The organism is Actinoplanes sp. NPDC000266, from assembly GCF_042899005.1.
In the GTDB taxonomy this organism is placed as follows: Bacteria; Actinomycetota; Actinomycetes; order Mycobacteriales; family Micromonosporaceae; genus Actinoplanes.
The window spans coordinates 160,761-182,947 of the sequence record NZ_JBIAZI010000003.1; the positions used below are offsets into that span (position 1 = coordinate 160,761).

Consider the following 22,187-nt stretch of genomic DNA (forward strand, 5'->3'; position numbering starts at 1 on the left):
AAGTTACCCGCGAGTTACATTGCGGTGGTGACGCACGAGGTCTTCAACCAGGCGCCCCCGCTCGTGGACTACGACGTGTCGGCCGACGCGGCCCTGCTCGCGGCCGTCGCCCGGGAGGGCGCGCCGTGGGCGGTCGGCGATCTGCACCGGCTCGGCAAGCTGGCCGGCACGGCCGAGCCGCAGCGCTGGGCCGGCGAGGCCAACCGGTACGAGCCGCGGCTGCTCACCCACGACCGCTACGGGCACCGGGTCGACGAGGTCGAGTTCCACCCGTCGTGGCACCGGCTCATGGAGGTCGCGGTCGGCGAGGGCCTGGCCGGCTCGCCGTGGGCCGACAGGCGCCCCGGCGCCCATGTCGCCCGCGCCGCCGGCGTCTTCGTCTGGTCGCAGGTCGAGGCCGGACACATCTGCCCGGTCTCCATGACGTACGCCGTGGTCCCCGCCCTCCGCCACAATCCCGACTTGTCCGAAATGTTCGAGCCGGCATTGACGTCACGGGTGTACGACCCCGGCTTGCGCACACCCTCGACGAAGCGCGGCCTCATCGCCGGCATGGGCATGACCGAGAAGCAGGGCGGCTCCGACGTCCGCGCTAACACGACAAAGGCCGAAAAATCGAATGACGGCACCTACCGCCTGACCGGCCACAAGTGGTTCACCAGTGCGCCCATGTCGGATTTGTTCCTCGTGCTGGCCCAAGCGGACCAAGGGCTGTCGTGCTTCTTGGTGCCAAGGGTGCTCCCGGACGGGACCAGGAACGTCTTCCGGATCCAACGGCTCAAGGACAAACTGGGCAACCGCAGCAACGCCTCCTCCGAGCCCGAGTTCGACGGCACCACGGCCTGGCTCGTCGGCCCCGAGGGCCAGGGCGTCCGCACGATCATCGAGATGGTCGCCATGACCCGCCTCGACTGCGTCACCGGCTCCGCCGCCGGCATGCGGGCCGCCCTCAGCCAGGCGATCCACCACACCCGGCACCGCAGCGCGTTCGGCGGCCCGCTCGCCGGCAAGCCCGTCATGCGCGCCGTCCTGGCCGACATGGCGATCGAGTCCGAGGCCGCCACCCTGCTCGCCATGCGCCTGGCCGGCGCCGTCGACCGCGGCGAGCAGGCGTTCCAGCGGCTCGCGGTCGCGGCCGGCAAGTACTGGGTCTGCAAACGCCAGCCGGTGCTGGTCGGCGAGGCCCTCGAATGCCTGGGCGGCAACGGCTACGTCGAGGACTCCGGGATGCCCCGGCTCTACCGCGACGCCCCGCTCAACTCGATCTGGGAGGGCTCCGGCAACGTCCAGGCCCTCGACGTCCTGCGCACGCTGCGCAAGGAGCCCGACGCGCTGGCCGCCTTCCTGGCCGAGACCGAGGCCGCGACGGGCGCCGACCGCCGGCTCGACGCCGCGATCACCGCCCTGAAGAACGAGCGCCCGGACGAGGCGGACGCGCGGCGCGTCGTCGAACGGCTGGCCCTCGTGCTCCAGGGGTCCCTGCTCGTGCGGCACGCCCCGCCGGAGGTCGCCGACGCCTTCTGCGCCACCCGCCTCGGCGGCGAATGGGGCCACACCTTCGGCACCCTCCCCCGCGGCGCCGACACCGCCACGATCGTCGACCGCGCCGCGCCCGCCTGAAAAGCGCCACGCCCGCCTGAAAAGCGCCACGCCCGCCTGAAAAGCGCCACGCCCGCCTGAAAAGCGCCGCGCCCGGTAGGGTGCTCCGGTGGCGCTCGGCTCGGACTTTCGCAGGCTCTGGACGGCGTACGGGATCAGCGAGCTCGGCACGGGCATCGGCTTCGGCGCGATCCCGCTGGTCGCGGTCCTCGTCCTCGAGGTCAGCGAGCTTCAGGTGTCGCTGCTGGCCGCCCTGGCCGGGGTGGCCGCCGCCGCCCTCGCGCTGCCGGCCGGGCCGTGGATCGAGTTCCGCCGCAAGCGGCCCGTGATGATCGGGGCCGACCTGGCCCGCTTCGCCGCGCTGATCACCGTCCCGCTCGCCATCGCGGCCGGCATGCTGACGTACGCGCAGCTCTGTGCCGTGGCGATCGTCCAGTCGGTGGCCGCCATCGTCTTCGCCTCGGCCAGCGGCGCCCACCTGAAGGCCCTGGTCGGGCCGGCCGACCGGGCCACCGCCAACGGCCGCTTCGAGGCCACCTTCTGGACCGCCTACAGCGCCGGTCCGGCTCTGGGCGGCGCGCTCACCTCGTGGCTGGGCGCCGCCGTCACCATCGCGGTGGACGCGGTGAGCTTTCTGCTTTCGGCTTGGGGTGTACGGGCTCTGCGCGGCCCCGAGCCCGACCCACCGCGGCGCGTGGCCGCCACGGGCCGGTGGCGGGAGATCGCCGAGGGCTGGCGCTACATCGCCGGGCACCGCGGGCTGCGCGCCCTTTTCCTCAACCAGCAGATCTTCGCCGGGGCCATGATGGCCGCCTCACCCCTGCTGGCCGTGCTGATGCTGCGCGAGCTCGGCTTCCCGCCCTGGCAGTACGGGATCGGCTGGGGCGCGTCCTGCCTCGGCGGCATCCTGGGCGCGCTCGCCATGCGCCCGCTGACCGACCGTCTCGGCGCCCACCGGGTGCTGGTGTGGTCGGGCCTGTTCCGCGCGTTGTGGCTGGCCCCGCTCGCCTTCATCCCGGCCGGCACTTCTGGACTCGTACTCATGATCGTGCTCGAGGTCTTCGCTCTTTTCGGTTCCGGGGTGTCCAACCCGTCGGTCGCCACCTATCGGATGGCCGAGACCGAGGACCGTTATCTGTCGCGGGTGATCGCGTGCTGGCAGATCAGCTCCCGTACGGCCCAGCCCGTCTTCATCGCCCTCGGCGGCGTGCTGGCCGCCGTCACGAGCGTGCGGACCGCCCTGCTCGTCTGCGGTCTGGGCGTACTGGCCAGCTCGGCCTTACTCCCCTGGCGTGAATCCGTCACGGCCTCGCGGATCTGATTCCCGACATGGTGTTTCCCCTGCTGGGCGCGCGGCTCATCCTGATCGGACGAGACGTACGACCCGGGAGGTCACCGTGGACACCACCAGCGCTAAGGCGGTCTTCTCGGCCGCCACCAGTGGCATCATCGCTTTCCTGTCGTCCCTGCTCACCGCGTTGCAGGGCGAGAACACCGGCTTCGGCACGATCACCGACGGCCAGTGGGTCACCGCCGTGCTGGCCGCCGTCGTCGCGATCGCCGGCACCGGCGCCGTCACCTATCAGGTGCGCAACAAGGAGAAGGTGCCGGCCGCCTAACGACCCGCGAGGTCGCGGACGCTCGCGAGCAGCTCCTCCTGCGAAATCGGGTCGACGCGGCCGCCGCTCCGGGCGTCCTGCATGGCCTTGGCCAGCTGCACCCGGCGCAGCACCTCCTTGATGTCGGCGCCGGTCATGCCGTGGCTGGCCGCGGCCAGCGCCGGCAGGTCGAGGTCGTCGGCGAACATCTGGAAGCCGGGCTCCTCGTGGGCGGCGATCAGCTGCCGGATCATCTTGCGGAAGATCTCGGCCCGGCTCGTCTCGTCCGGTTTCGGGATGCTCAGCTTCACGTCGAAGCGGCCCGAGCGGATCAGCGAGTCGTCCACCCGGTGCGGGAAGTTCGTGGTGGCCACGACGATGACGTTCGGGTTGGCCTCGATGAGGTCGTTCATCTCCTGCTTGAAGATGCCGGCCACGGCGTTGATGGCCTGGCTGGCCGCGTCGCCGCCGGACCCGGCGTAACTGATGATCGAGTCGAACTCGTCGAACAGCATCAGCGTCGGCACCCGGTAGCGCCGGGCGTCGCGGAAGATCTGCTTGATGTTGCGCTCGGAGCCGCCGAGCCATTTGTCGAGGATCTCGGGCGTACGGATCTCGCGGAAGTCGGCGCCGATCTCGTTGGCCAGGGCCCGGGACAGCATCGTCTTGCCGGTGCCGGGCGGCCCGTACATCAAAATGCCCTGCGGCCGCTGCGCGCCCCATCGCGCCATCGAGTCGGGGTGCCGGAACGACACGGCGATCTCGCGCAGCTCGTTGACCTCCTTGGTGAGGCCGCCGACCATGTCGAGGGTGACCGTCTTGGTGGTCGCGGGCGTGGCCGGGACGCTCTCGCGGCTCACCACGTAACGCCGTCCGGTCAGCGCGTCGGGCCCGGTCAGCTCGAGCACCGCCTGCAGGGTCAGCCCGACGAAGGCCTGCAGGTGGGCCGGGGTGACCTCGTCCCGCGTGACCTCGGCGCTGAGGCGCACGACGGTGCCGCTCTCGTCGTACGTCACCGTCGCCTGAAGACCCACGACGGCGTCGGCGATGGTGCCGGGCTGGCGGCTCGCCGCCGGCTTCTCCGGCCGGTCGAGACCCAATCGGCGGTACGCCGCGGCGGCCGCCGCTCCGACACCATCGACGATGCGGGTGGCGATCGGGTCGCCGGCCTCGATCCGCTTGGCCAGCAGCAGCCCCACGGGGTCGTTGCCCAGCACCAGCTTGCGGATGCGCTCCTTGGACAGCGGCTCGTCGGCCGTGCTGATCGCGGCCGCGAACGTGTGCACCGGCCCGCCGTCACGGTCGGCGCTGGACACGGTCAGGTCGACCCGCTGCACCGGCGAGGGCCAGGTCGCCCGCCGCAGCAGCTCGACCGGATTGACCCGGGCCGCGGCCAGCACGGTGGCGGCGTCGACGAGCTCCACGGTGGCGCCCGCGTATTCGAAGGTCTCTCCACGCGCTCGTGCGTCGGACATGCTCAGCTCCCCGGGGATGGACGGCAGTCTCGCTTCCAACAGTGACACACGCATGCCTATTCGCTCCCTTGACGGCCCGTGAGCAGCGTGTTCACATGCTTGTAATCCTCATTCGCTCACGAATATCTATTCATCATGGGAGAGCGTCAATGAAGTTCCGTGCCCTCCTCGTCTCGTCTACTCCTCGTCGGTGCACCACTGGAAGGGCGACGGCGCCCACACCCTCACCCAGGCCCGCGACGCCGGCATCCTGACCAGCTTCACCGGGCAGACCGCGGGCACACCGGCCCAGTCGGCCGATGCCACGACGTGGCGCTGGAACCCGGACCGATGGATCGAGAAACAGATCTCCGAGTACGACCGCATCCTGACCAACCTGCGCCGGCACGACGCCCGCTACCCGTCGGCCCGGGAGCTGCGCTCCAAGGTGGCCGGCAAGGCGGTCATCGCCACGATCGGCAACCAGGACAACGCCTACGCCGACTACATCGGCCGGTCCTGGCCCGACATCCGCGTCTACAACTGGGGCTTCACCTTCACCTCCTGGACCGGCGGCAAGACGAACGCCGCGATCCCGGAGACCATCAAGCCGTACTACAAGAACTCGTTCTGGAAGCCGAACATCAAGACCGGCCACGGCCCGCTGCTCGACGGCTACCACCTGATCGGCGACGGGCACGACCCCACCCTCGGCAGTTGGGGCGGCCGATTCGCCGCCACCGGCGCCCAGTTCGCCCCTCAGGGCGACGTCAACCCGGTCACCGGCCGGGCCGAGGCGGCCTACTCGCTCTACCGCTGGGTGCCCGACGCCGAGGACGACTTCGCGGCCCGCGCCGGCTGGGGCGTCACCTCGTCGTACAAGAAAGCGAACCACGCGCCGACCGTGAAGATCAGGCAGGAGGACCTGAGCGCACGGCCCGGGCAGACGCTGACCCTGCGCGCCGACGTCGCCGGTCCCGACCGGGACCGGGTGACAAGCACCTGGTCGGTCTACACCGAGGCCTCGACGGCCGCCGCGGTCCTGCGGGGCGACCGCCTCACGATCCCGGCCGGCGCGACGGCGGGCCAGCGCGCCGTGCTGACGCTGACCGCCACCGACGACGGCCGGCACACGCTGTCCGGCTACGGCCAGGTGGTGGTCACCGTCCGGTAGGTTGCAGGGATGATGCTCCGCACGCTCATCGGTCAGGTGCTCCGGCGTACGCGCATGGCTCAGGGAAAGACGCTCCGTGAGGTCTGCGAGCTGGCCGGGGTGTCCATCGGGCACCTGTCCGAGGTGGAGCGGGGGCGCAAGGAGCCCTCGTCGGAGCTGCTCGACGCGATCTGCCGGGCGCTCGGGCTCACCCTGTTCGATCTGCTCCTGGCCGTGCTGCGCGAGGCCCAGCAGCAGCCGCAGCGCGTCGAGGGACGCTTCGAGCTCGCCCAGCGGCGCCGCGGCGACTTCCAGCTGGCGGCCTGATCGCGCTGCTACGGCACGGTCGCGAACGGGCCCAGTGAGTTCAGGTCGAGGCGCAGCGACTCGGCCATGGCCCACGCGTTGGGCAGGGTGAAGACGTCGGCCCCGCCGAGGCGGTCCTGCCAGCGCGGGACGATCTCGTCGGCGGTGGCGGCCGCGACCGCGTCGAGATAGGCGCGGAAGACGGCCCAGGCGTTCCCGGTGTCGACCGGCGCCATCGTCGCCGGCAGGTCGACGCTCGACAGTGCCGCCTCGGCCGTGGTGCGCAGATCGACCAGGTAGTCCTGCTGAAGGCGTACGTCGGCCGGGGTCCCCGGGCGGGTCACGTGACCACCGACGAAATGGTCGAAGTCGTAGGCCAGGGCCTGCTCGTGGGCCTTGAGGACGCCGGGCACGAAGGCCGACAGCGACAGGTTCGAGAACGGCACCCAGCCCGGGAAGATCACGTCGACCAGCATCAGGACGCGCTGGCGCGGCAGGTGGATGAAGCTGTTGCCCTCGGAGTGGTTCGGGCCCGGATAGTCGAGCCGCACCGTGTGGTCGCCGGCCTCGATGGTCAGGGTGTCGTCGAAGACGTGAGTGGCCGGCGGGCGCCGCCGGTCGCCGAGCAGCCGGAGCCGTTCGGCGGTGGCCCGCTGCGCGTAGTACCGCGCCTTCTCCGGGAAGATCGACATGGCACCCGTGTGGTCGGAGTGGTGATGGCTGTAGACCACGTGGGTGACCGGCTTGCTGGTGACGCGCCCGATGGCCCGCAGGATGTTGTGCCCAAGGGTGGGCGGCGCGTCGACGGCGATGACACCCTCCCCGGTCACCACGAACATCGACTGATAGCTGCCCTCGGTGAGCCAGAAGACGCCATCGGCGATCTCCTCGAGCACGTATCCCTCGGCCGGCACCGCGGGCCCCTTGGCGTTGGCGGGAACGGGCAGCGTGGGCAGCTCGCGGCGGCGGCGGGCCTCGTCGGTGAAGCTGGGTGTGACGGTGCTGGTCACGGTTCCTCCAGGTGATCCGGTGATGTGACCGATGCTCGTCGCCCCGGGCGCCGCCACGCGCCCGTCGAACTCCCTGGCCGCACACATCGCCCGGGTCACCGGGGGTCACGCGCCCAGCCAGTCGAACAGGCGGATGGCGGCGTCGCGGGCCAGCAGGAAGCCGACGATGCCGACGATCCAGGCCAGGGCGTTGCTGCGGGCCAGCCGGTCGCCGACCCGGGTCAGCAGCGGGGTGAGGCGGTCACCGGCGGCCAGGCGGGCGCCGAGCAGGACCAGGGCCGGCAGGATCATGACCAGGCAGTACGCCGCCATCACCACCGCGACGGCGCCGGGCCCCAGCCCGGACCCGGTGAGCAGGCCGATCGCGGCCAGGTAGGGCAGCATGGTCGTGACCTCGGCGGCGGCCGCGGCCAGGGCCAGCCCGGCCAGCCCGGCGGCGCTGCCGTCGCTCAGAGCTCGCTCCCGCCAGCGGGCCAGCCGGCCGCCACCGGCCCCGCGGCGGCGGTCCAGGCGGAAGCTCCAGAAGAACAGCCCGACACCCAGCACCAGCTGGATCCAGGACACCGGCCGGGTGTCGAGCAGGCGGGTGATCTGCGGCAGGAAGGCGTCGGCGCCGAGGGCGACGGCCAGGCCGACCGCGAAGTAGAAGACCGCCACCGTGCCCAGGAAGACCAGCATGCGGCCCGCCCGCACCGGCCCGGGGTGCATGAGCAGCCAGATGGGGATCAGCAGGGTGCCGAAGCTGGTCGAGTCGATCAGGGCGAGCACGGCCAGCGAGCCGAGGAGCGCGAGGTCCATGAGGGAACCCTCGCGCGGCCCGGCCGCCCGCGCGTCGGCCGAAGGATGACCGGCCGCGTACATCTTTGGTCGGACGCCGCCGGCGGCGCGGCGTGATGGGATAGGCCGGTGAGGGCGGCGATCGTGCGGCGGTGGCGGAGCAGCCCGTCGTTCCAGGACAGGGTGACCGCGGCGTCGACGTTCGCCGCCGGGCTGGCGCTCAACCTGGTCGGCCTGACCGACGTCTGGATCGACCCGGGCATCGACCGGCTGGCCGCCGCGCCGGGCTGGTGGCACACGGTCCCGCTGGTCGTGGGCTGCGCGGCCATGCTCGTCAAGCGCCGCCACCCGCTGCTCGCGCTGGCCGCCGGCGTCATCGCCACGCTGGCCGACCTGGCCCTGGGCGGCAGCATCGCGATGGTCCTGGTGCTGTTCGACCTGATCTTCTCGGTCGGCCAGTTCGCCTCGGGCCGGGCCCGCCGGGCCGTCACGACCGCGGTGTTCGTCGTCATCGGCACGGCCGGCGTCGTCGGCGGCCTGGCTGCCGGCGAGTTCCGGATCGCCGTCTTCATCGCGTTGCAGCTGACCACCCTGCTGTTCGTGCCGTTGTGGTGGTCGGCGAACGTCCGCCAGCAGCGCCGCCTGGGCGAGATGGCCGCGCAGGAGGCCGTGCTGGCCGAGCGGGCCGCGATGGCCCGCGACCTGCATGACGTGATCGCCGCCCACCTGTCGACGACGGCCCTGCACTCCGGCGCCGCCCTGGCCGCCCCGCCCGACACCACCCGCGACCGGGCGGCCCTGCGGGCGGTCCGCACGAGCAGCCTGGCCGCCCTGGAGGAGATGCGCTCCATGATCATGCTGCTGCGGGACGCCCCCACCACCGACGCGACCGTACCCGGCGGTCTCGATCGGCTGCCCGCCCTGGTCGAGGCGGCCGAGGCCGACGGCCTGCGGGTGACGGCCACCCTGCCCGCGATCACCGGCGTCCCGGTGATCGTCGCCCACACCGTCTACCGCATAGTCCACGAGGCCCTGACCAACGCCCGCAAACACGCACCCACTTCCGAGGTACGCCTGGACGTGCGCCGGACCGCCGGCGAGGTGACAGTGACGGTGACCAACACCCTGACCCAGCCACCCCCGCTGGGCCACGAGGCCCTGAGCGCCGGCACCGGCCTGCCCTCCATGCGCGAACGCGCCGCCCTGCTGGGCGGTTCGGTGGAGGCCGGCCCGCACGGCGCCGCCTGGCGGGTCCGCGCCACCCTGCCCGCGGCGGCCGGCGCGTGATCCGCGTCCTGCTCGCCGACGATCACGCGGCGATCCGGGCCGGGCTGCGGCTGATGCTGGAACAGGCGCCCGACATCGCGGTGGTCGGCGAGGCCGCCGACGGCGCCGTCGCCCTGCGCCAGGCGAGCGCGCTGCGCCCCGACGTGGTGCTGATGGACATCCGCATGCCCGGCACCGACGGCATCAGCGCCACCCGGTCCATCACCGCGGCCGGCCTGGCCGACGTGCTGATCCTGACCACCTTCGACCTCGACGAGTACGTCTTCGGCGCCCTGCGGGCCGGCGCGGCCGGCTTCCTGCTCAAGTCGGTCGAGCCGGCCGACCTGATCGCCGCCGTCCGCCACGTGGCCGCCGGCGACGGCGTGATCGCCCCGTCGCTGACCCGCCGCCTGCTGGCCACGTTCGCCGACGCCCGGCCCGGCCCGCCTCCCGCTCCGGCCGCGCTCGGGCAGCTGACCGCCCGCGAACGCGAGATCCTGGCCGCCCTCGGCCGCGGCCTGTCCAACGCCGACCTGGCGGCCGAGCTGTCCATCACCGAGGCGACCGCCAAGACCCACGTCTCCCGCGTCCTGGCCAAGCTCGGCTGCGCCTCCCGCGTCCAGGCGGCCATCGTGGCCAAGGAGAACGGCCTGGCCTAGACGTCGCGCACGCCGACGGTCTGGTCGCCGCTGCGCTCGCCGGTCGGGCGGAAGCCCAGCTTCAGATAGAAGTCCTCCGGCCCGCCCGCCCTCGGTTCCCAGGTGACGTACGCCCGCGTGCCGCCCTGAGCACGGATCACCCGGCAGACCTCCTCGACGGCGTACGTCCCGAAGCCCTTGCCCTGTTCCCCGGCCGCGATGTTCAGCCGCCACAGCCCCGACCGGCGGTCGCCCGGATCACGCTCGGGGTCCCACGGGATGTCCAGGAACGCCATCACGAACCCGACGACCCGGTCACCGTCGTACATCAGCCGCGGCCACGCGAACTCGCGGAACACGTACGCCTCGGCCAGCGACGTCACGACCGGCTCGACCAGGTCCTCCTGATCGGCCCGCACGCGCACGGCCAGCGCGGCCTCGTAGTTCTCCGGGGTGATCGCCTCCAGACGCATGCGGCGCACCTTAGCGGCACGGCTCCCGGTGGGACAGCCGGGAAAATCGGATGCCCCGGTCCGGGACGGGAGGCAGACTTCCGGCGTGCACTCGGCGATCACCGTGACCCCCGGTCAGCTGCCCGGCCTGCTGCTCCACGTGGCGGTCGTGCGGCCGGTCTTCGTGTGGGGCGCGCCCGGCATCGGCAAGAGCTCGCTGGTGCGCGACTTCGCGGCCTCGCTCGGGCTCGACTGCGTCACCCTGGTCGGCACCCAGCTCGCCGCCGAGGACCTCATCGGGGTGCCGGAGCTCCGGGACGGGCGCAGCCGGTTCGCGCCGCCCGAGACGATCGCGCGCGACGAGCCGTACTGCCTGTTCCTCGACGAGCTCAACGCCTCCGGCCCCGACGTGCAGAAGGCGTTCTACTCGCTGATCCTCGACCGGCGCATCGGCGACTACGAGCTGCCGGCGGGGTCGATCGTGATCGGCGCCGGGAACCGCTCGAGCGACAACGCGCTCGCCCGGCCGATGGCCTCGGCCCTGGTCAACCGGCTCGTCCACGTCCATCTGCGGGCCTCGCACGACGACTGGAGCGCGTGGGCCCAGGGCGCCGGCATCCACCCGTGGGTGACCGGCTATCTGGCCGAGCGCCCCGACCACCTGTGGTCGGCGCCGCCCAAGACCGAGGAGACGTTCTCGACGCCGCGCAGCTGGCACATGCTCTCCGACGCCCTGCGGTCCTACGGCGACGACGTCGGCGAGGAGACCGTACGGCTGCTGGCCGCCGGCACGCTGAGCCCGGCCCACGCGAGCGCGTTCGGCGGATACGTGAAGATCGTGCGGCACCGGTTCGGTCTCGACGCGATCCTGCGCGGCGACGCCGGCTGGCCGGTCCACCCCTCCGACCGCGACCTGCTCTACTTCCTGGCCGAGACCTTCCGGGCCCGGCTGGTCAAGGAGCTTCCCGCCGACAAGGACAGGGCCCCGGCCGCCGTACGCCAGTTCGCCCACCGCGCCAAGGCGATGCTGGTCGAGCTGGCCGAGCTGTCGCTGGAGTGCGGGCGCCTGGTCATCGCGGCCGACCAGGACGGCGCGCCCGTGCTGCCGGCCTGGTTCCTGGTGGAGGTGAGCCGCGACCTGCCGCGCCTGGTCGCGGCGCGCGCGTGAGCCGGAGGAAGGCGGTCGAGCCCGACCCGAACACGGCCGCCTTCCTCCGGGCGTGGAAGACGCTGGCCGCGCACCCGATGTTCGCGCCCCTGGCCGACGGGTGGCCGCTGGCCAGCGCCTCGGCCAAGCTGGTGGACGAGCCCGGCATCGGCTACGCGGTGGTCGGGCCGGGCGGCCTGATCCGCGCCAACGGCACCCGCAAGCTCGACGAGCAGGGCTGGACGTGGGTGCTCGCGCACTGCCTGCTGCACCTGGGCTTCGGCCACCACTGCCGTGAGTGGGACGACGTGGCCTGTCTTGTGGTGACCCGCTTCCAGCGCTCGGTGAAGCTGGGCCGGGAGCCGTTCGCGCTGCCCGACACGCTGCCGTCGGCCGACGAGGACCAGCTGCGCCGCAACGGGCCGGCCCCGGAGTTCACCGACTGCGGCGCCGGGTCGCCCGATCTGTCGTACGAGCCGCTGGGCCGTCACCAGGCCGATCCGCAGTGGCCGGCCCGGTTCGCGGTCGGGCTCTCCGCCGCCGCCACGGCCGCGGTCGACGTGGCCGGCGGGGCCCAGCCCGGATCCCGCCGCTCACCCTGGCAGCGCGCGCTGAGCTGGTTCATCGGCTCGTACCCGCTGCTCGGCGCGGTCGCGGCCCGCTTCGAGCTGGTCGCCGACGCCGCCCTCGCCCGCGACTGGGACATCGCGGTCGCGGCCGTGTCGCCCGCCGCCGGCGAGATCTACGTGAACCCGCTGCGGCGCCTCGGCGAGGACGAGTGGCGCTTCGTGCTCGCCCACGAGATGCTGCACGCCGCCCTGCGCCACGGCGACCGCGCGGGCTGGCGCGAGCCGTACCTCTGGAACGTCGCCTGTGACTACGTGATCAACGGCTGGCTGGTCGAGATGGCGGTCGGCACACTACCGGACGGCACTCTCTACGATCCCCGCTTCGCCGGCCTGTCGGCCGAGGACGTCTACGACCGGATCGCCGGCGACCTGCGCCGCGCGCGCAAGCTCGCCACGCTGCGGGGCACGGGCCGGGGCGACATCCTGGGCGATCCCGGCTCCCGGCCGCGGGCGGTCGACCTCGACGAATACTGCCGGCGGGCCCTGCTCAGCGGCTACGACTACCACCAGAACAGCGGCCGTGGCGTGCTCCCGTCCGGCCTGGTGGCCGAGATCCGGGTGCTGGAGCAGCCGCCGCTTCCGTGGGACGTGCGCCTGGCCCGCTGGTTCGACGAGCACGTGCCGGCCCCGGAGTGGCGGCGCAGCTACGGCCGGCCCGCACGCCGGCAGGCCTCCACACCGGACATTCCCCGGCCTGGCCGCCACCTGCCCGACGAGGTCGTCCGCAAGTGCACCTTCGGCGTCGTCGTCGACACCTCGGGCTCGATGAACCACGAGCTCATGGGCAAGGCGCTGGGCGCGATCGCCTCGTACGCCACCGCCCGCGACGTGCCCGCCGCGCGGGTGGTCTTCTGCGACGCGGCCGCCTACGACGCCGGCTATCTGCCGGTCGACGACATCGCCGGCCGGGTCCGGGTGCGCGGTCGCGGCGGCACCGTCCTGCAGCCCGCCGTCGACCTGCTGGAACGCGCCGGCGACTTCCCGCCCGAGGGGCCCATCCTGGTCATCACCGACGGCTGGTGCGACGTGCTGCGGGTGCGCCGCCCGCACGCCTATCTGATGCCGGTCGGCGCCCGCCTGCCCTTCACGCCGAAGGGCGAGGTCTTCCACCTCACTCCTTGAGGTTCGTGGGGTCGAGGGTCGTCTCCTCGTGGCGGACGTTGCGGTTGTAGAGGTACGTGATCAGCCAGAGCACCACGCCGATGACGAGCAGGATGCCGGCCACGCGGTAGTCGGCGCCGGCCCGACCGGACAGCGGGCTGGCCAGATAGGCACACGTGACGGCGCCGATGACCGGGATGACCGTGGGCGCCTTGAAGTGCTCGTGGTCGACCCGGTCGCGCCGCAGCACCAGCACCGCGATGTTGACGACGGTGAAGACGCAGAGCAGCAGCAGCGACGTCGTGCCGCCGAGGGCGGCCAGGTCGGCGAACCAGATCAGGCCGAAGGCGATCACGGTGGTGAAGAGAATTCCGACCCAGGGGGTACGCCTCGTGCGGTGCACCCGCCCGAGGATGCGCGGGAGCACACGCTCGTTCGCCATGCCGTACAGCAGCCGGCTCGCCATCAGCATGTTGATCAGCGCCGAGTTGGCCACGGCGAACATCGTGATGAACGCGAAGATCCACAGGGGGAACCCGGCCGCGCCGGCCTGCACGACCTTGAGGAGCGGGGCGTCGCCCTCGCCGAGCTCCTCGGGGGCGACCAGCGCCACCGACGAGATCGAGACCAGGATGTAGATGACGCCGGTGATGCACAGGCCGGTGAGCATGACCTTGGGGAAGATACGGACGGGATCCTTGGTCTCCTCGGCCATGTTGACGGAGTCCTCGAAACCCACCATCGCGAAGAACGCGAGCGCCGTGGCCGCGGTCACCGAGAAGAAGGCGTTCTCCCCCTCGGCCGCCGTGAAGTCGGTCAGGCGTGACAGGTCGCCGTCGCCGCCGCCGAGCGCCCACGCGCCGATCCCGATGACGATCAGCAGGCCGGACAGCTCGACACAGGTCAGCAGCACGTTGAGTTTGACGCTCTCGCCGACGCCCCGGAAGTTGATCAGCCCGATCAGCACGATGAAGCCGAGCGCGACGGCGGTGAGCGCCGCGCCCTCCTCCCACGACAGGTCGAACGCCTCGACGAAGTTCGACGCGAACGCCTTGGAGGCGCTGGACGCGCTGGTGAGCCCCGAGCACATCACCGCGAAGGTGACGATGAAGGTCAGGAAGTGGATGCCGAACGCCTTGTGCGTGTAGAGCGCGGCGCCGGCCGCCCGCGGATATTTCGTCACCAGCTCCAGATAGCTGAAGGCGGTGAGCACCGCGACGATGAACGCGATGAGGAACGGCAGCCACACCGCCCCGCCGACCTCGGACGCGACGCGCCCGGTGAGCGCGTAGACCCCCGTGCCGAGGATGTCGCCGACCACGAAGAGCAGGAGAAGGCCGGGCCCCATGACCCGCTTGAGGGAGGGCTGTTCCGTCGTTACCGCATCCGCCATCCACCGAGCGTCATACATCTCGCACGTTCTGTCGAGTCATGACTATCGACGCGTCGCGATCGCCGGGTACCGTCGCCCTCATGCGCATCGTGGTAGCCGCGAAACCCGAAGCCGACACCCCGTGGGTCGCCGACGCCGTGATCGGCCTGGCCAAGCAGACCGGCGCGACGGTGGCCGTCGTGGCCGCGGACGGCGTCGAGCTGGAACGCCTGGCCGCCGTGCCCCGCAGCGTCTTCGCCGACAAGGCCTACCAGTCCGCCTCGGCGCTGGCCGCCCGCCTGGCCGAGGCCGGCGTCGAGGCCAGCGTGACGGTGGTGCCGGGCCGCCCGGTCCCGGCCCTCATCGAGTTCGCCGACCAGCAGCAGGCCGACCTGATCGTGGCCGGTTCGAGCAGCCGCCCCACGGTCGCCGAGCGCCTGATGGGCAGCGTCCCCCTCGACCTGATCAAACGCTCCACCCGCCCGGTCCTGCTGGTCACCCACCCGCAGCACCGCCCCTGAGGCTACCGAGGAGCCGGCAGCCCCCGGCCGATCGCCGCCTCGAAACGTTCCCAGGCGCCCGCGGTGAAGGGGTACGCCGCATCGAGGATCAACCCGGCGACATGCCGTGCCTCGTCGCGCGTGCGCTCCGCCTCGGCCGCGGTGATCCAGCCGTGCCCGACGGCGTCGTCGAGCTCGTCGTCGTCGGCGACACCCACGACCCGGCCGTTGCGGCTGAGCCGGGGCCGGGGATCGCCGCCGGCGGGCGTGTCGTCGCCCGGCGCGTGCCAGAGGTCGAGTTCGAGGTCGACGAAGCCCCACTCGTCCCCGTTGCGCGTCACCGGCCGGGACAGATCGATGGTTATCACGGTCGCGGGCACGTGCCGCCAGGCGGCGAACCAGCCACCTCGATGCGGCGCGAAGTACAGGACGGCGCAACCCGGTGCCTCGGTGACGCCGGAGAAGCATGTGGCCTCCCGGCCGTCGGCCCATCGCCCCGTGTAGAGGGTGCCTTCGGGGTGGAACAGCCAGGAGCCGCTCTCGTCGTCACCGAGGTGGTAGGTGAGCCAGCTCCCCGTGTTGCCGTTGAGCTTCCGTTTGACGACTCTCACGACTCTCACCGCTGGTCCTCCGCCTTCGCGGGGAGGGCGTGCAGCACCGACCGCAGCCGGGCGATGAGCGGGTCCAGGTCGGTGGTCTCAGGGCCCCACGTGGAGGCGAGCAGCCCGGACCACGACGATCTCAGCTCGTGCAGGGTGGCCTCGGCCTTCGGAGTGGCGTCGATGCGTACGGCCCGGCCGTCCTTGTCGTCGCGGCGCGACGTCAGGAAGCCCAGATCGCGGAGCTCGGTGATGGCGGCGCTCACGTTGGCGCGCTTGAGGCCCGTACGGTCGGCGATCTCCGAGGCCTTGCGGCCGGGATGACCGTGCACGAACCGCATGACCTGGCTCTGCGTCTGGTTCAGCGGCGTGCCGCCCCGGATGCGCAGCTCCCGGGCGAGGTCGATGACCAGGTCGGCCAGCTCGGCGAACCGCGGATCCATCCCCGCCGCCCCCTTGACTCGCGGAATAGTTATCTACACATAATCATATCGCCTCCGGTCAGGCCCGGTCAGCTGTCGGCAGGCAGCGGATCCGTGCTGCGTACAGGAGGAGAACCGATGGAGCCTATCGAGACGGAAGTGCTGGTCGTCGGCGCGGGACCGACCGGGGCGAGCGCCGCGGTCATGCTCGCCCGCCACGGCGTGCGGACCATGATGATCAGCCGCGGGCGGTGGGTGGCCGACTCGCCGCGGGCGCACATCGTCAACCAGCGCACCATGGAGGTGCTGCGGGCGATCGGGCTCGAACAAGCGTGCACGGCCGCCGCGACGCCGGGCGAGCTGATGGCCAACCACACGATGATGACGGCGGTCAACGGCCTCGAGTTCGGCCGCATGTGGACCTGGGGCAACGACCCGGCCCGGGCCGGCGAATATCTCGCGGCCAGCCCCGGCCGGGGCTGCGACCTGCCGCAGGACCGCTTCGAGCCGATCCTGGTCGACGAGGCCGGCAAGCGCGGCGTCGTCACCCGCTTCGCCACCGAGTTCGTGTCGCTGGAGCAGGACGCGGACGGCGTCACCACCACGCTGCGCGACACCGTGACCGGCGCCGAACATCTGGTCCGCTCCCGCTACGTCGTCGGCGCCGACGGCGGGCAGAGCCCGGTCGCGGCCGCGATCGGCCTGCCGATGCGGGGCACCCCGGGCCTGGCGCCGGCGCTCAACGTCCGCTTCGAGGCCGACCTCACGAAGTACTTCGAGGACCGGCCCGGCTCGATCTTCTGGATCCTCCAGCCGGGCCGCGAGGGCGCGCTCGGCAACGCCATGCTGCGGATGGTCCGCCCCTGGCACGAGTGGGTGGCCGGGTTCGTGCACCTGGGCGAAGCCGCGCTCGACCTGAGCACGGAGCAGCTCGGGGCCCAGGTCCGCGAGATCATCGGGGATGACGACGTCGAGGTCACCGTCACCGGGGCGTACCCCTGGCGCATCAATCAGGTCGTGGCCGAGCGCTACAGCGAGGGCCGGGTCTTCTGCGCCGGCGACGCCGTGCACCGGCACCCGCCGATGAACGGGCTCGGCGGCAACACCTGCGTGCAGGACGCCTTCAACCTGGCCTGGAAGATCGCGGCGGTGCTGCGCTGGGGCGCGGGCCCGGCCCTGCTGGAGACGTACGACAGCGAGCGCCGCCCGATCGGTCACGCCGTCGTCGACCGGGCCGTCGCGAGCTGGCGCCAGAACCCGGACGTCATCCGCTCGCTCGGCGTCGACCCGAAGGCGCCCGCGGCCGAACGGGCGCGGCAGTTCGAGGTGCTTTTCTCCGACTCCGACGCGGGCGAGGCCCGGCGGGCGGCGTTCGCCGAGGCCAAGCGCTCCAAGGATCACTCGTACCACGCGCACGGCATGGAGATGAATCAGGTGTACGCCTCCACGGCCGTCCTCGACGAGGGCGCCGAGCCGGTGCGATACGAACGCGATCCCGTGCTGTATTTCCAGCCGACCAGCCGGCCGGGAGCGCGGGTGCCGCACTGCTGGGTGTCTCGCCATGGCACCAGAGTCTCCACCCTGGACCTGTGCGGGCCGGAGTCGTTCACAATCTTGACCCGCGCCCGCGGCGGCCTGTGGACAACGGCGGCGGAGAAGATCGACATTCCCTTGACGGTCGTCCGCATCGGGCCGCCCGGCTGCGAGGCCGTCGACCTGTACGGCACGTGGGCCGAGATCGCCGAGATCGGCGAGACGGGCTGTCTTCTCGTACGCCCTGACCAGCACATCGCCTGGCGCCAGACCGCCGCGCCGGACGATCCGGCGGCCGCGCTGGAGGCGGCCCTGCGGGCGATCCTGGACCGTTAGGAACGGAAAAGATTGCGGGGTACCGGGCGGGCCGGTACCCCGCTTCGGGGAGCGGCGTCCGGCGCACGGGTGCCCCCGTGCAGAGACGAGCCCGGATTGTCCGAAGTCCACCGGCGGCCCGGCTGGGCGGCCGACGACGAGGAGCGGCGCTGGCGGCGCGGCTTGGGCACCACCTCGATGCGCGGCTCGAGGTGCGGGTCGAGCTGATCGGCCGACGACACGACGACCACGCCGGCCAGCCCTTCGGCGAGCATGCGGGCGGCGGCGTCCCAGTCGCCCTGGATCAGGCCGACCACGTTGTACCGGCGGGCCGCACAGTGCTCGAGACAACGGCTCGCGCTCGCGCCGTAGTTCTCCGGCCGCACGTAAATCACCGCGTTCACCACTGACCGACCCCTTCGCGTCCCCCACACCCGTCGAGCGAGATCACTCAATCGCGCCGGTCACGTTCTGCATATCGTCTGTTATGGATAGGTGACCGGACTGATCCACCCGCATCGACCGCGATCGGTCGCAACCACACCGTCCGGACGGGTAATTCCGCCGGTTACTATTGCCTTCAAGCATCTATCCCGGAAGACTGCCCCGCCCCACTTCCGGGCACCTCGAAGGCCCTCTCGACGGCCTGTCGGGTTCCCGACTCCAGGGTCTGTTTGATCTCGGCGATGCCCCGCTCGACGACCCCGCGCACGACACCGGCCATGGCATGCGGCAGCACGTCGGTCACCCAGACCAGCCGCGCGCGCTCACCTTCGCCGAACACCTGGAACGACGCGTGGTGATAGGTCAACGGCATCCGCTGCCCCTCGACCACGGCGTACGCCAAACGCTGGTGATCGTGGTCGACCGCGACGATCAGCTCCCGCACCAGCCAGCCGTCCGGCATGGTCAGGATCCGCGCGTCCCCCTCGATCCGCGCATCGGCCACGCGCCCCGGCAGCAGCCGCCGATGAACAGCACCCACATCAGCGACGGCCTCCCACACCAGCTCGGCCGGCAGATCGATGACCGTCTCCACGCGCACAGTCGCCACGAGCGGAGAGCCTACGACCGCCGGAAGGACCTACCAACCTGGACGTCCCACCAGCGCGGCGGATCGATGATGGGCAGGCCGGGGCTGGCGAAGACGAACGGCACGCCGAACCGGGCGGCGACGGCCCGGCCCTGGGTGTCGCCGTCCCAGTAGGCCTCGACGGCGGCGATCGGGTCGGTGATGGCGGCCGCCTTCGCGATCAGCTGCTCGGTGGTCGGTGGCGGCGAACAGGTTGCGCGCGCACAGCAGCTCGTCGACGCGGGCCCGCAGGTCCGCGGTGAGTCCGTCGGGGAGAGGCATCAGGAGAAGCGGTAGCGGGTCTGCGTGTAGGGCTCGCCCTTGCCGAAGGCCAGCACCTTGGCCGGGACAAGGGCGAAGACCATCGCCTCATTGCCCTCGTCGCCGACGAACACGCCGTCTGAAGGGTGGAAGTCCCAGCCGTGGCGGGATTTCCACAAGGCGGCCAGAGCCGTCAAGCGGTCGGCGTCCGTGACCCGAGTGGCTGTGCCCTCGACGATGACGTCGAGGCCCTCGTCGGCCTGGGGTGTGCCGGTCGTTATGGCGCACTGCGGGTTCTGCGCCACGTTCTTCGCCTTCTGTTCGGTGGCGCCCGTGCAGAAGTGGAGGGCTCCCTCGTGCCACACGGCGGGTAACGGTGTCACATGTGGACGGCCGTCGGGGCGTACGGTGGCCAGCCAGGAGATTTTGGCCTTTGTCAGCGTCTGCTCCACGTCGGCCCAGGGGCGGGGCGTGGCTCCCGGTGAGCTGAAGCGGGGGTCGAGCTCGGCGGTCGGCTGCTCGCTCATGCAGCGCATGGTAGCCCTCGGTGCTGCGGGAGGGCGGTGGCCTCGGCAACGACCCGCCCGTCCACCCGCAGCACGCCTCAAGGGCCCGGCGGCGGGAGCAGAACAAATCTACGCGCCCCGTGTTACAAAAAGCGCCATGACCTTCTCGATCGTTGCCCGCTCGGCCGACGGCACGGCCCTCGGTGTGGCCGTGGCCAGCAAGTTCCTCGGGGTGGGGGCCGCTGTTCCGGCCGCGCTGGCCGATGTCGGGGCGGTGGCCACCCAGTCGTACGCCAATCTCGCCTATCGGCCTCAGGCCCTCGCCCTGATGGCCACGGGGGTGGCCGCCACCGAGACGGTCAAGGCGCTGATCGCGGGGGACGCCGGGCCGGTTCCGCACCGGCAGGTCGGCGTCGTCGGGCCGGACGGGCCCGGCGCCACCTTCACCGGCGAGGAGTGTCATCCGTGGGCGGGCGGTGCGGCCGGCGAGGGCTACGCCATCCAGGGCAACATGCTCGCCGGGCCGCAGGTCGTCGCGGCCGTGGAAGAGAAGTGGATCACGGGAGAGACCAAGTTCCAGTACCGGCTCCTGCACGCTCTCCAAGCGGGTGACGACGCCGGTGGGGATCGCCGCGGACGGCAGAGCGCCGCCCTGTACGTCGTGGCCAAGGGCATGGGCTACGGCGGTACCAGCGACGTCCTGGTCGACCTGCGCGTCGACGACCACCCGGACCCGGTCGGCGAACTGGCACGGCTGCTCGACCTGCACACGCTCTACTTCGAGCGGCCTGACCCGGCGACGCTGATCCCGCTGACCGGGGAGATCGCGGTAGAGGTGCGGACGCTTCTCAAGGAAAAGGGCTACGACGACCTCGACAGCTGGGCCGGCGTCGAGAACCTGGAGGAGCGCCTGGTCGACGGCAACATCGACCCGCTGGTCCTCGGGATTCTACGAAAAGGATAGGGCGGGCACGGTGCACAGCGCCGCCAGCGACGAGACGAGCGCTGCCGGATCGGCGTTGGCGGCCAGGGTCCGTACGGCCGCGGGGTCCAGGGGTGGCACCGACACGTGGGAGATCAGTGGGTGGTAGGGCCGCCGGTCCTCCTCCCCGGCCCCGAAGAGCACCTCGCCCATCTTCTCCCCCGGCCGCAGCCCGGTGTAGACGATGTCGACCGGGGCCGGCGCCAGCTCGACCATCTGCCGGGCGACGTCGGCGATGCGCACCGGATCGCCCATCCGCAGCACGAGCGCCTCGCCGCCGTGCCCGATCGCGGCCGCCTGGATCACCAGGTGGACCGCCTCCTGGATGGTCATGAAGTAGCGGGTCACGTCGGGGTGGGTGACGGTGATCGGGCCGCCGTCGGCGATCTGCGCGGTGAACCGGTCGAAGACCGAGCCGCGGCTGCCGAGCACGTTGCCGAACCGTACGCTCAGGAACGTTCCCGGGCGCTGGGCCGCCACGTGCGCGGTGAGCCGTTCGGTGATCCGCTTGCAGTAGCCGAGGACGCTGGCCGGGTCGGCCGCCTTGTCGGTGGAGATGTTGACGAACCGTTCGACCGACGAGGCCGCCTCCAGCACCGCCAGGGTGCCCCAGATGTTGGTCTTCACCGCCTCACCCGGATAGCGCTCCAGCAGCGGCAGGTGTTTGAGCGCGGCCGCGTGGAAGACCACCTCGGGCTTGCGTTCTCTGAAGATGGCCCGGATCCGGTCGACGTCGCGCAGCGAGGCCAGGATGACCGCCGGGTCGCTGAGCGTCGCGCGGGGGTCGAGGGAGAGCTGGACCGCCTGCAGGGCGCTCTCGTCGCGGTCGAGCATCATCAGCTCGGCCGGGGAGAACCGGTTGATCTGCCGGCACAGCTCGGAGCCGATCGACCCGCCGGCCCCGGTCACCAGCACCCGTTTGCCGGTCAGATAGCCGGCGATGGCGTCCAGGTCGGTCTCGATCTGCACCCGGCCGAGCAGGTCGGTCACCCGCACCTCGCGCAGGTCGCGCACGCCGATCTCGTGGTCGAGCAGTTCGCTCATGGCCGGGACGACCAGGAAGCGGACGCCGGCCGCGTCGGCCAGCGCGCGGATCTCCCGGACGAGCTGGGCATCGGCGTTCGAGACGGCGAAGACCACCGTGGTCGCCCCGGTGCGCGCGACCGCCGAGGCCAGAGCGGTGCGGTCGCCCAGCACGGGCACGCCGGCCACCCGCGTGCGCCGTTTGCGGGGGTCGTCGTCGAGGACGCCGACCGGCACGTACCGGCTCCGGGGGTCGAAATGCATGCTGTGCAGCAGATCGCGGGCCGCGGCGCCGCCGCCGAAGAGCAGGGCGCGGGTCTTGAGGCCGGCCGACGGCCGGGAGCGCCACCGCTCGTACCGGGTGGCGAGCATGTAGAGCAGATTCTCCCCGCCGGTCACAGAAGCACCCTAAGGCGGCATGAGGGGACGCCGCGCAAGTTCCGAATAATGCTTCGCGTTAACGACCGGCGAC

At 71.8% G+C, this 22,187-nt stretch carries 22 protein-coding genes and 1 pseudogene; 12 read left to right on the forward strand and 11 right to left on the reverse strand.

The window, feature by feature from the left end:
- Positions 1-24 precede the first annotated feature (24 nt).
- From ACFY36_RS12300 to ACFY36_RS12310, 3 genes are all read left to right on the forward strand, one after another.
- A complete protein-coding gene (locus ACFY36_RS12300) occupies positions 25-1,620 on the forward strand; it encodes an isovaleryl-CoA dehydrogenase (protein WP_499746006.1) in 1,596 nt (531 codons plus the stop codon).
- 88 nt (positions 1,621-1,708) lie between these two features.
- Positions 1,709-2,920 carry an MFS transporter gene (locus ACFY36_RS12305; protein WP_499746007.1) on the forward strand — a complete coding sequence of 404 codons (1,212 nt, stop codon included), beginning with the start codon at positions 1,709-1,711 and terminating at the stop codon, positions 2,918-2,920.
- Positions 2,921-2,996: 76 nt separating this feature from the next.
- On the forward strand, positions 2,997-3,218 hold the full coding sequence (locus ACFY36_RS12310) for a hypothetical protein (RefSeq protein ID WP_499746008.1): 222 nt from the start codon (positions 2,997-2,999) through the stop codon (positions 3,216-3,218).
- Here the strand turns inward: ACFY36_RS12310 and ACFY36_RS12315 are convergent.
- Positions 3,215-4,672 carry an ATP-binding protein gene (locus tag ACFY36_RS12315; RefSeq protein ID WP_499746009.1) on the reverse strand — a complete coding sequence of 486 codons (1,458 nt, stop codon included), beginning with the start codon at positions 4,670-4,672 and terminating at the stop codon, positions 3,215-3,217. The two genes, ACFY36_RS12310 and ACFY36_RS12315, sit on opposite strands and share 4 nt — an antisense overlap.
- A gap of 190 nt (positions 4,673-4,862) precedes the next feature.
- Between ACFY36_RS12315 and ACFY36_RS12320 the strand changes: the two genes are divergently transcribed.
- A complete protein-coding gene (locus ACFY36_RS12320; RefSeq protein WP_499746010.1) occupies positions 4,863-5,825 on the forward strand; it encodes a hypothetical protein in 963 nt (320 codons plus the stop codon).
- 9 nt (positions 5,826-5,834) lie between these two features.
- A pseudogene (locus ACFY36_RS12325) lies at positions 5,835-6,077 on the forward strand (helix-turn-helix domain-containing protein); the annotation flags it as partial.
- Positions 6,078-6,139: 62 nt separating this feature from the next.
- On the opposite strand, the gene ACFY36_RS12330 reads toward ACFY36_RS12325, so the two are convergent.
- Together ACFY36_RS12330 and ACFY36_RS12335 are read right to left on the reverse strand one after the other, a co-directional pair.
- Positions 6,140-7,120, reverse strand: coding sequence for an MBL fold metallo-hydrolase (locus ACFY36_RS12330; RefSeq protein ID WP_499746011.1), 981 nt, complete (start codon positions 7,118-7,120; stop codon positions 6,140-6,142).
- 105 nt (positions 7,121-7,225) lie between these two features.
- Positions 7,226-7,918 carry a GAP family protein gene (locus ACFY36_RS12335; RefSeq protein WP_499746012.1) on the reverse strand — a complete coding sequence of 231 codons (693 nt, stop codon included), beginning with the start codon at positions 7,916-7,918 and terminating at the stop codon, positions 7,226-7,228.
- Between the two features lie 108 nt (positions 7,919-8,026).
- Between ACFY36_RS12335 and ACFY36_RS12340 the strand changes: the two genes are divergently transcribed.
- Both ACFY36_RS12340 and ACFY36_RS12345 read left to right on the forward strand, forming a co-directional pair.
- Positions 8,027-9,184, forward strand: a complete 1,158-nt coding sequence (locus ACFY36_RS12340) for a sensor histidine kinase (RefSeq protein WP_499746013.1) — start codon at positions 8,027-8,029, stop codon at positions 9,182-9,184.
- Positions 9,181-9,822 (forward strand): response regulator, encoded by a 642-nt coding sequence (locus tag ACFY36_RS12345; RefSeq protein ID WP_499746014.1) that lies wholly within the window; start codon positions 9,181-9,183, stop codon positions 9,820-9,822. Before ACFY36_RS12340 ends, ACFY36_RS12345 begins: the two co-directional genes overlap by 4 nt.
- Here the strand turns inward: ACFY36_RS12345 and ACFY36_RS12350 are convergent.
- On the reverse strand, positions 9,819-10,274 hold the full coding sequence (locus ACFY36_RS12350; RefSeq protein ID WP_499746015.1) for a GNAT family N-acetyltransferase: 456 nt from the start codon (positions 10,272-10,274) through the stop codon (positions 9,819-9,821). The two genes, ACFY36_RS12345 and ACFY36_RS12350, sit on opposite strands and share 4 nt — an antisense overlap.
- Positions 10,275-10,377: 103 nt before the next feature.
- Here ACFY36_RS12350 and ACFY36_RS12355 point away from each other — a divergent pair, with 103 nt between their 5' ends.
- Complete coding sequence (locus ACFY36_RS12355) at positions 10,378-11,421, forward strand: ATP-binding protein (RefSeq protein WP_499746800.1); 1,044 nt, start codon at positions 10,378-10,380, stop codon at positions 11,419-11,421.
- Positions 11,418-13,151, forward strand: coding sequence for a vWA domain-containing protein (locus ACFY36_RS12360; protein WP_499746016.1), 1,734 nt, complete (start codon positions 11,418-11,420; stop codon positions 13,149-13,151). Before ACFY36_RS12355 ends, ACFY36_RS12360 begins: the two co-directional genes overlap by 4 nt.
- Here ACFY36_RS12360 and ACFY36_RS12365 read toward each other — a convergent pair.
- Positions 13,141-14,523, reverse strand: a complete 1,383-nt coding sequence (locus ACFY36_RS12365; protein ID WP_499746017.1) for an APC family permease — start codon at positions 14,521-14,523, stop codon at positions 13,141-13,143. The genes ACFY36_RS12360 and ACFY36_RS12365 overlap by 11 nt on opposite strands.
- Positions 14,524-14,603: 80 nt before the next feature.
- Between ACFY36_RS12365 and ACFY36_RS12370 the strand changes: the two genes are divergently transcribed.
- On the forward strand, positions 14,604-15,023 hold the full coding sequence (locus ACFY36_RS12370) for a universal stress protein (protein WP_499746018.1): 420 nt from the start codon (positions 14,604-14,606) through the stop codon (positions 15,021-15,023).
- Positions 15,024-15,025: 2 nt separating this feature from the next.
- On the opposite strand, the gene ACFY36_RS12375 is transcribed toward ACFY36_RS12370, so the two are convergent.
- Together ACFY36_RS12375 and ACFY36_RS12380 are read right to left on the reverse strand one after the other, a co-directional pair.
- Positions 15,026-15,622: a hypothetical protein gene (locus ACFY36_RS12375; protein ID WP_499746019.1), complete on the reverse strand. Its 597-nt coding sequence runs from the start codon at positions 15,620-15,622 to the stop codon at positions 15,026-15,028.
- The gene (locus tag ACFY36_RS12380) at positions 15,619-16,044 is read right to left on the reverse strand and encodes a MarR family winged helix-turn-helix transcriptional regulator (RefSeq protein WP_499746020.1); all 426 of its coding nucleotides are present in this window, start codon (positions 16,042-16,044) and stop codon (positions 15,619-15,621) included. Before ACFY36_RS12380 ends, ACFY36_RS12375 begins: the two co-directional genes overlap by 4 nt.
- Positions 16,045-16,161: 117 nt before the next feature.
- Between ACFY36_RS12380 and ACFY36_RS12385 the strand changes: the two genes are divergently transcribed.
- A complete protein-coding gene (locus tag ACFY36_RS12385) occupies positions 16,162-17,892 on the forward strand; it encodes an FAD-dependent oxidoreductase (protein ID WP_499746021.1) in 1,731 nt (576 codons plus the stop codon).
- Here ACFY36_RS12385 and ACFY36_RS12390 read toward each other — a convergent pair.
- The 3 genes from ACFY36_RS12390 to ACFY36_RS12400 form a co-directional block, all read right to left on the reverse strand.
- Positions 17,889-18,266: a hypothetical protein gene (locus ACFY36_RS12390; protein ID WP_499746022.1), complete on the reverse strand. Its 378-nt coding sequence runs from the start codon at positions 18,264-18,266 to the stop codon at positions 17,889-17,891. The two genes, ACFY36_RS12385 and ACFY36_RS12390, sit on opposite strands and share 4 nt — an antisense overlap.
- 185 nt (positions 18,267-18,451) lie before the next feature.
- A complete protein-coding gene (locus ACFY36_RS12395; protein WP_499746023.1) occupies positions 18,452-18,925 on the reverse strand; it encodes an SRPBCC family protein in 474 nt (157 codons plus the stop codon).
- Positions 18,926-19,224: 299 nt separating this feature from the next.
- Positions 19,225-19,731 (reverse strand): pyridoxamine 5'-phosphate oxidase family protein, encoded by a 507-nt coding sequence (locus ACFY36_RS12400; RefSeq protein ID WP_499746024.1) that lies wholly within the window; start codon positions 19,729-19,731, stop codon positions 19,225-19,227.
- Between the two features lie 136 nt (positions 19,732-19,867).
- Here ACFY36_RS12400 and ACFY36_RS12405 point away from each other — a divergent pair, with 136 nt between their 5' ends.
- Positions 19,868-20,674 carry a DUF1028 domain-containing protein gene (locus ACFY36_RS12405; RefSeq protein WP_499746025.1) on the forward strand — a complete coding sequence of 269 codons (807 nt, stop codon included), beginning with the start codon at positions 19,868-19,870 and terminating at the stop codon, positions 20,672-20,674.
- Here the strand turns inward: ACFY36_RS12405 and ACFY36_RS12410 are convergent.
- A complete protein-coding gene (locus ACFY36_RS12410; protein WP_499746026.1) occupies positions 20,660-22,114 on the reverse strand; it encodes a polysaccharide biosynthesis protein in 1,455 nt (484 codons plus the stop codon). The two genes, ACFY36_RS12405 and ACFY36_RS12410, sit on opposite strands and share 15 nt — an antisense overlap.
- Between the last annotated feature and the right edge of the window lie 73 nt (positions 22,115-22,187).

Bases quoted from the DNA above. Each gene is read 5' to 3' on its own strand.
- ACFY36_RS12385 (WP_499746021.1), top strand. From the start codon at position 16,162: ATGGAGCCTATCGAGACGGAAGTGCTGGTCGTCGGCGCGGGACCGACC.
- ACFY36_RS12335 (WP_499746012.1), bottom strand. From the start codon at position 7,918: ATGGACCTCGCGCTCCTCGGCTCGCTGGCCGTGCTCGCCCTGATCGAC.
- ACFY36_RS12315 (WP_499746009.1), bottom strand. From the start codon at position 4,672: ATGTCCGACGCACGAGCGCGTGGAGAGACCTTCGAATACGCGGGCGCC.
- ACFY36_RS12370 (WP_499746018.1), top strand. From the start codon at position 14,604: ATGCGCATCGTGGTAGCCGCGAAACCCGAAGCCGACACCCCGTGGGTC.
- ACFY36_RS12400 (WP_499746024.1), bottom strand. From the start codon at position 19,731: ATGAGCGAGCAGCCGACCGCCGAGCTCGACCCCCGCTTCAGCTCACCG.
- ACFY36_RS12350 (WP_499746015.1), bottom strand. From the start codon at position 10,274: ATGCGTCTGGAGGCGATCACCCCGGAGAACTACGAGGCCGCGCTGGCC.
- ACFY36_RS12405 (WP_499746025.1), top strand. From the start codon at position 19,868: ATGACCTTCTCGATCGTTGCCCGCTCGGCCGACGGCACGGCCCTCGGT.
- ACFY36_RS12380 (WP_499746020.1), bottom strand. From the start codon at position 16,044: ATGGATCCGCGGTTCGCCGAGCTGGCCGACCTGGTCATCGACCTCGCC.
- ACFY36_RS12365 (WP_499746017.1), bottom strand. From the start codon at position 14,523: ATGGCGGATGCGGTAACGACGGAACAGCCCTCCCTCAAGCGGGTCATG.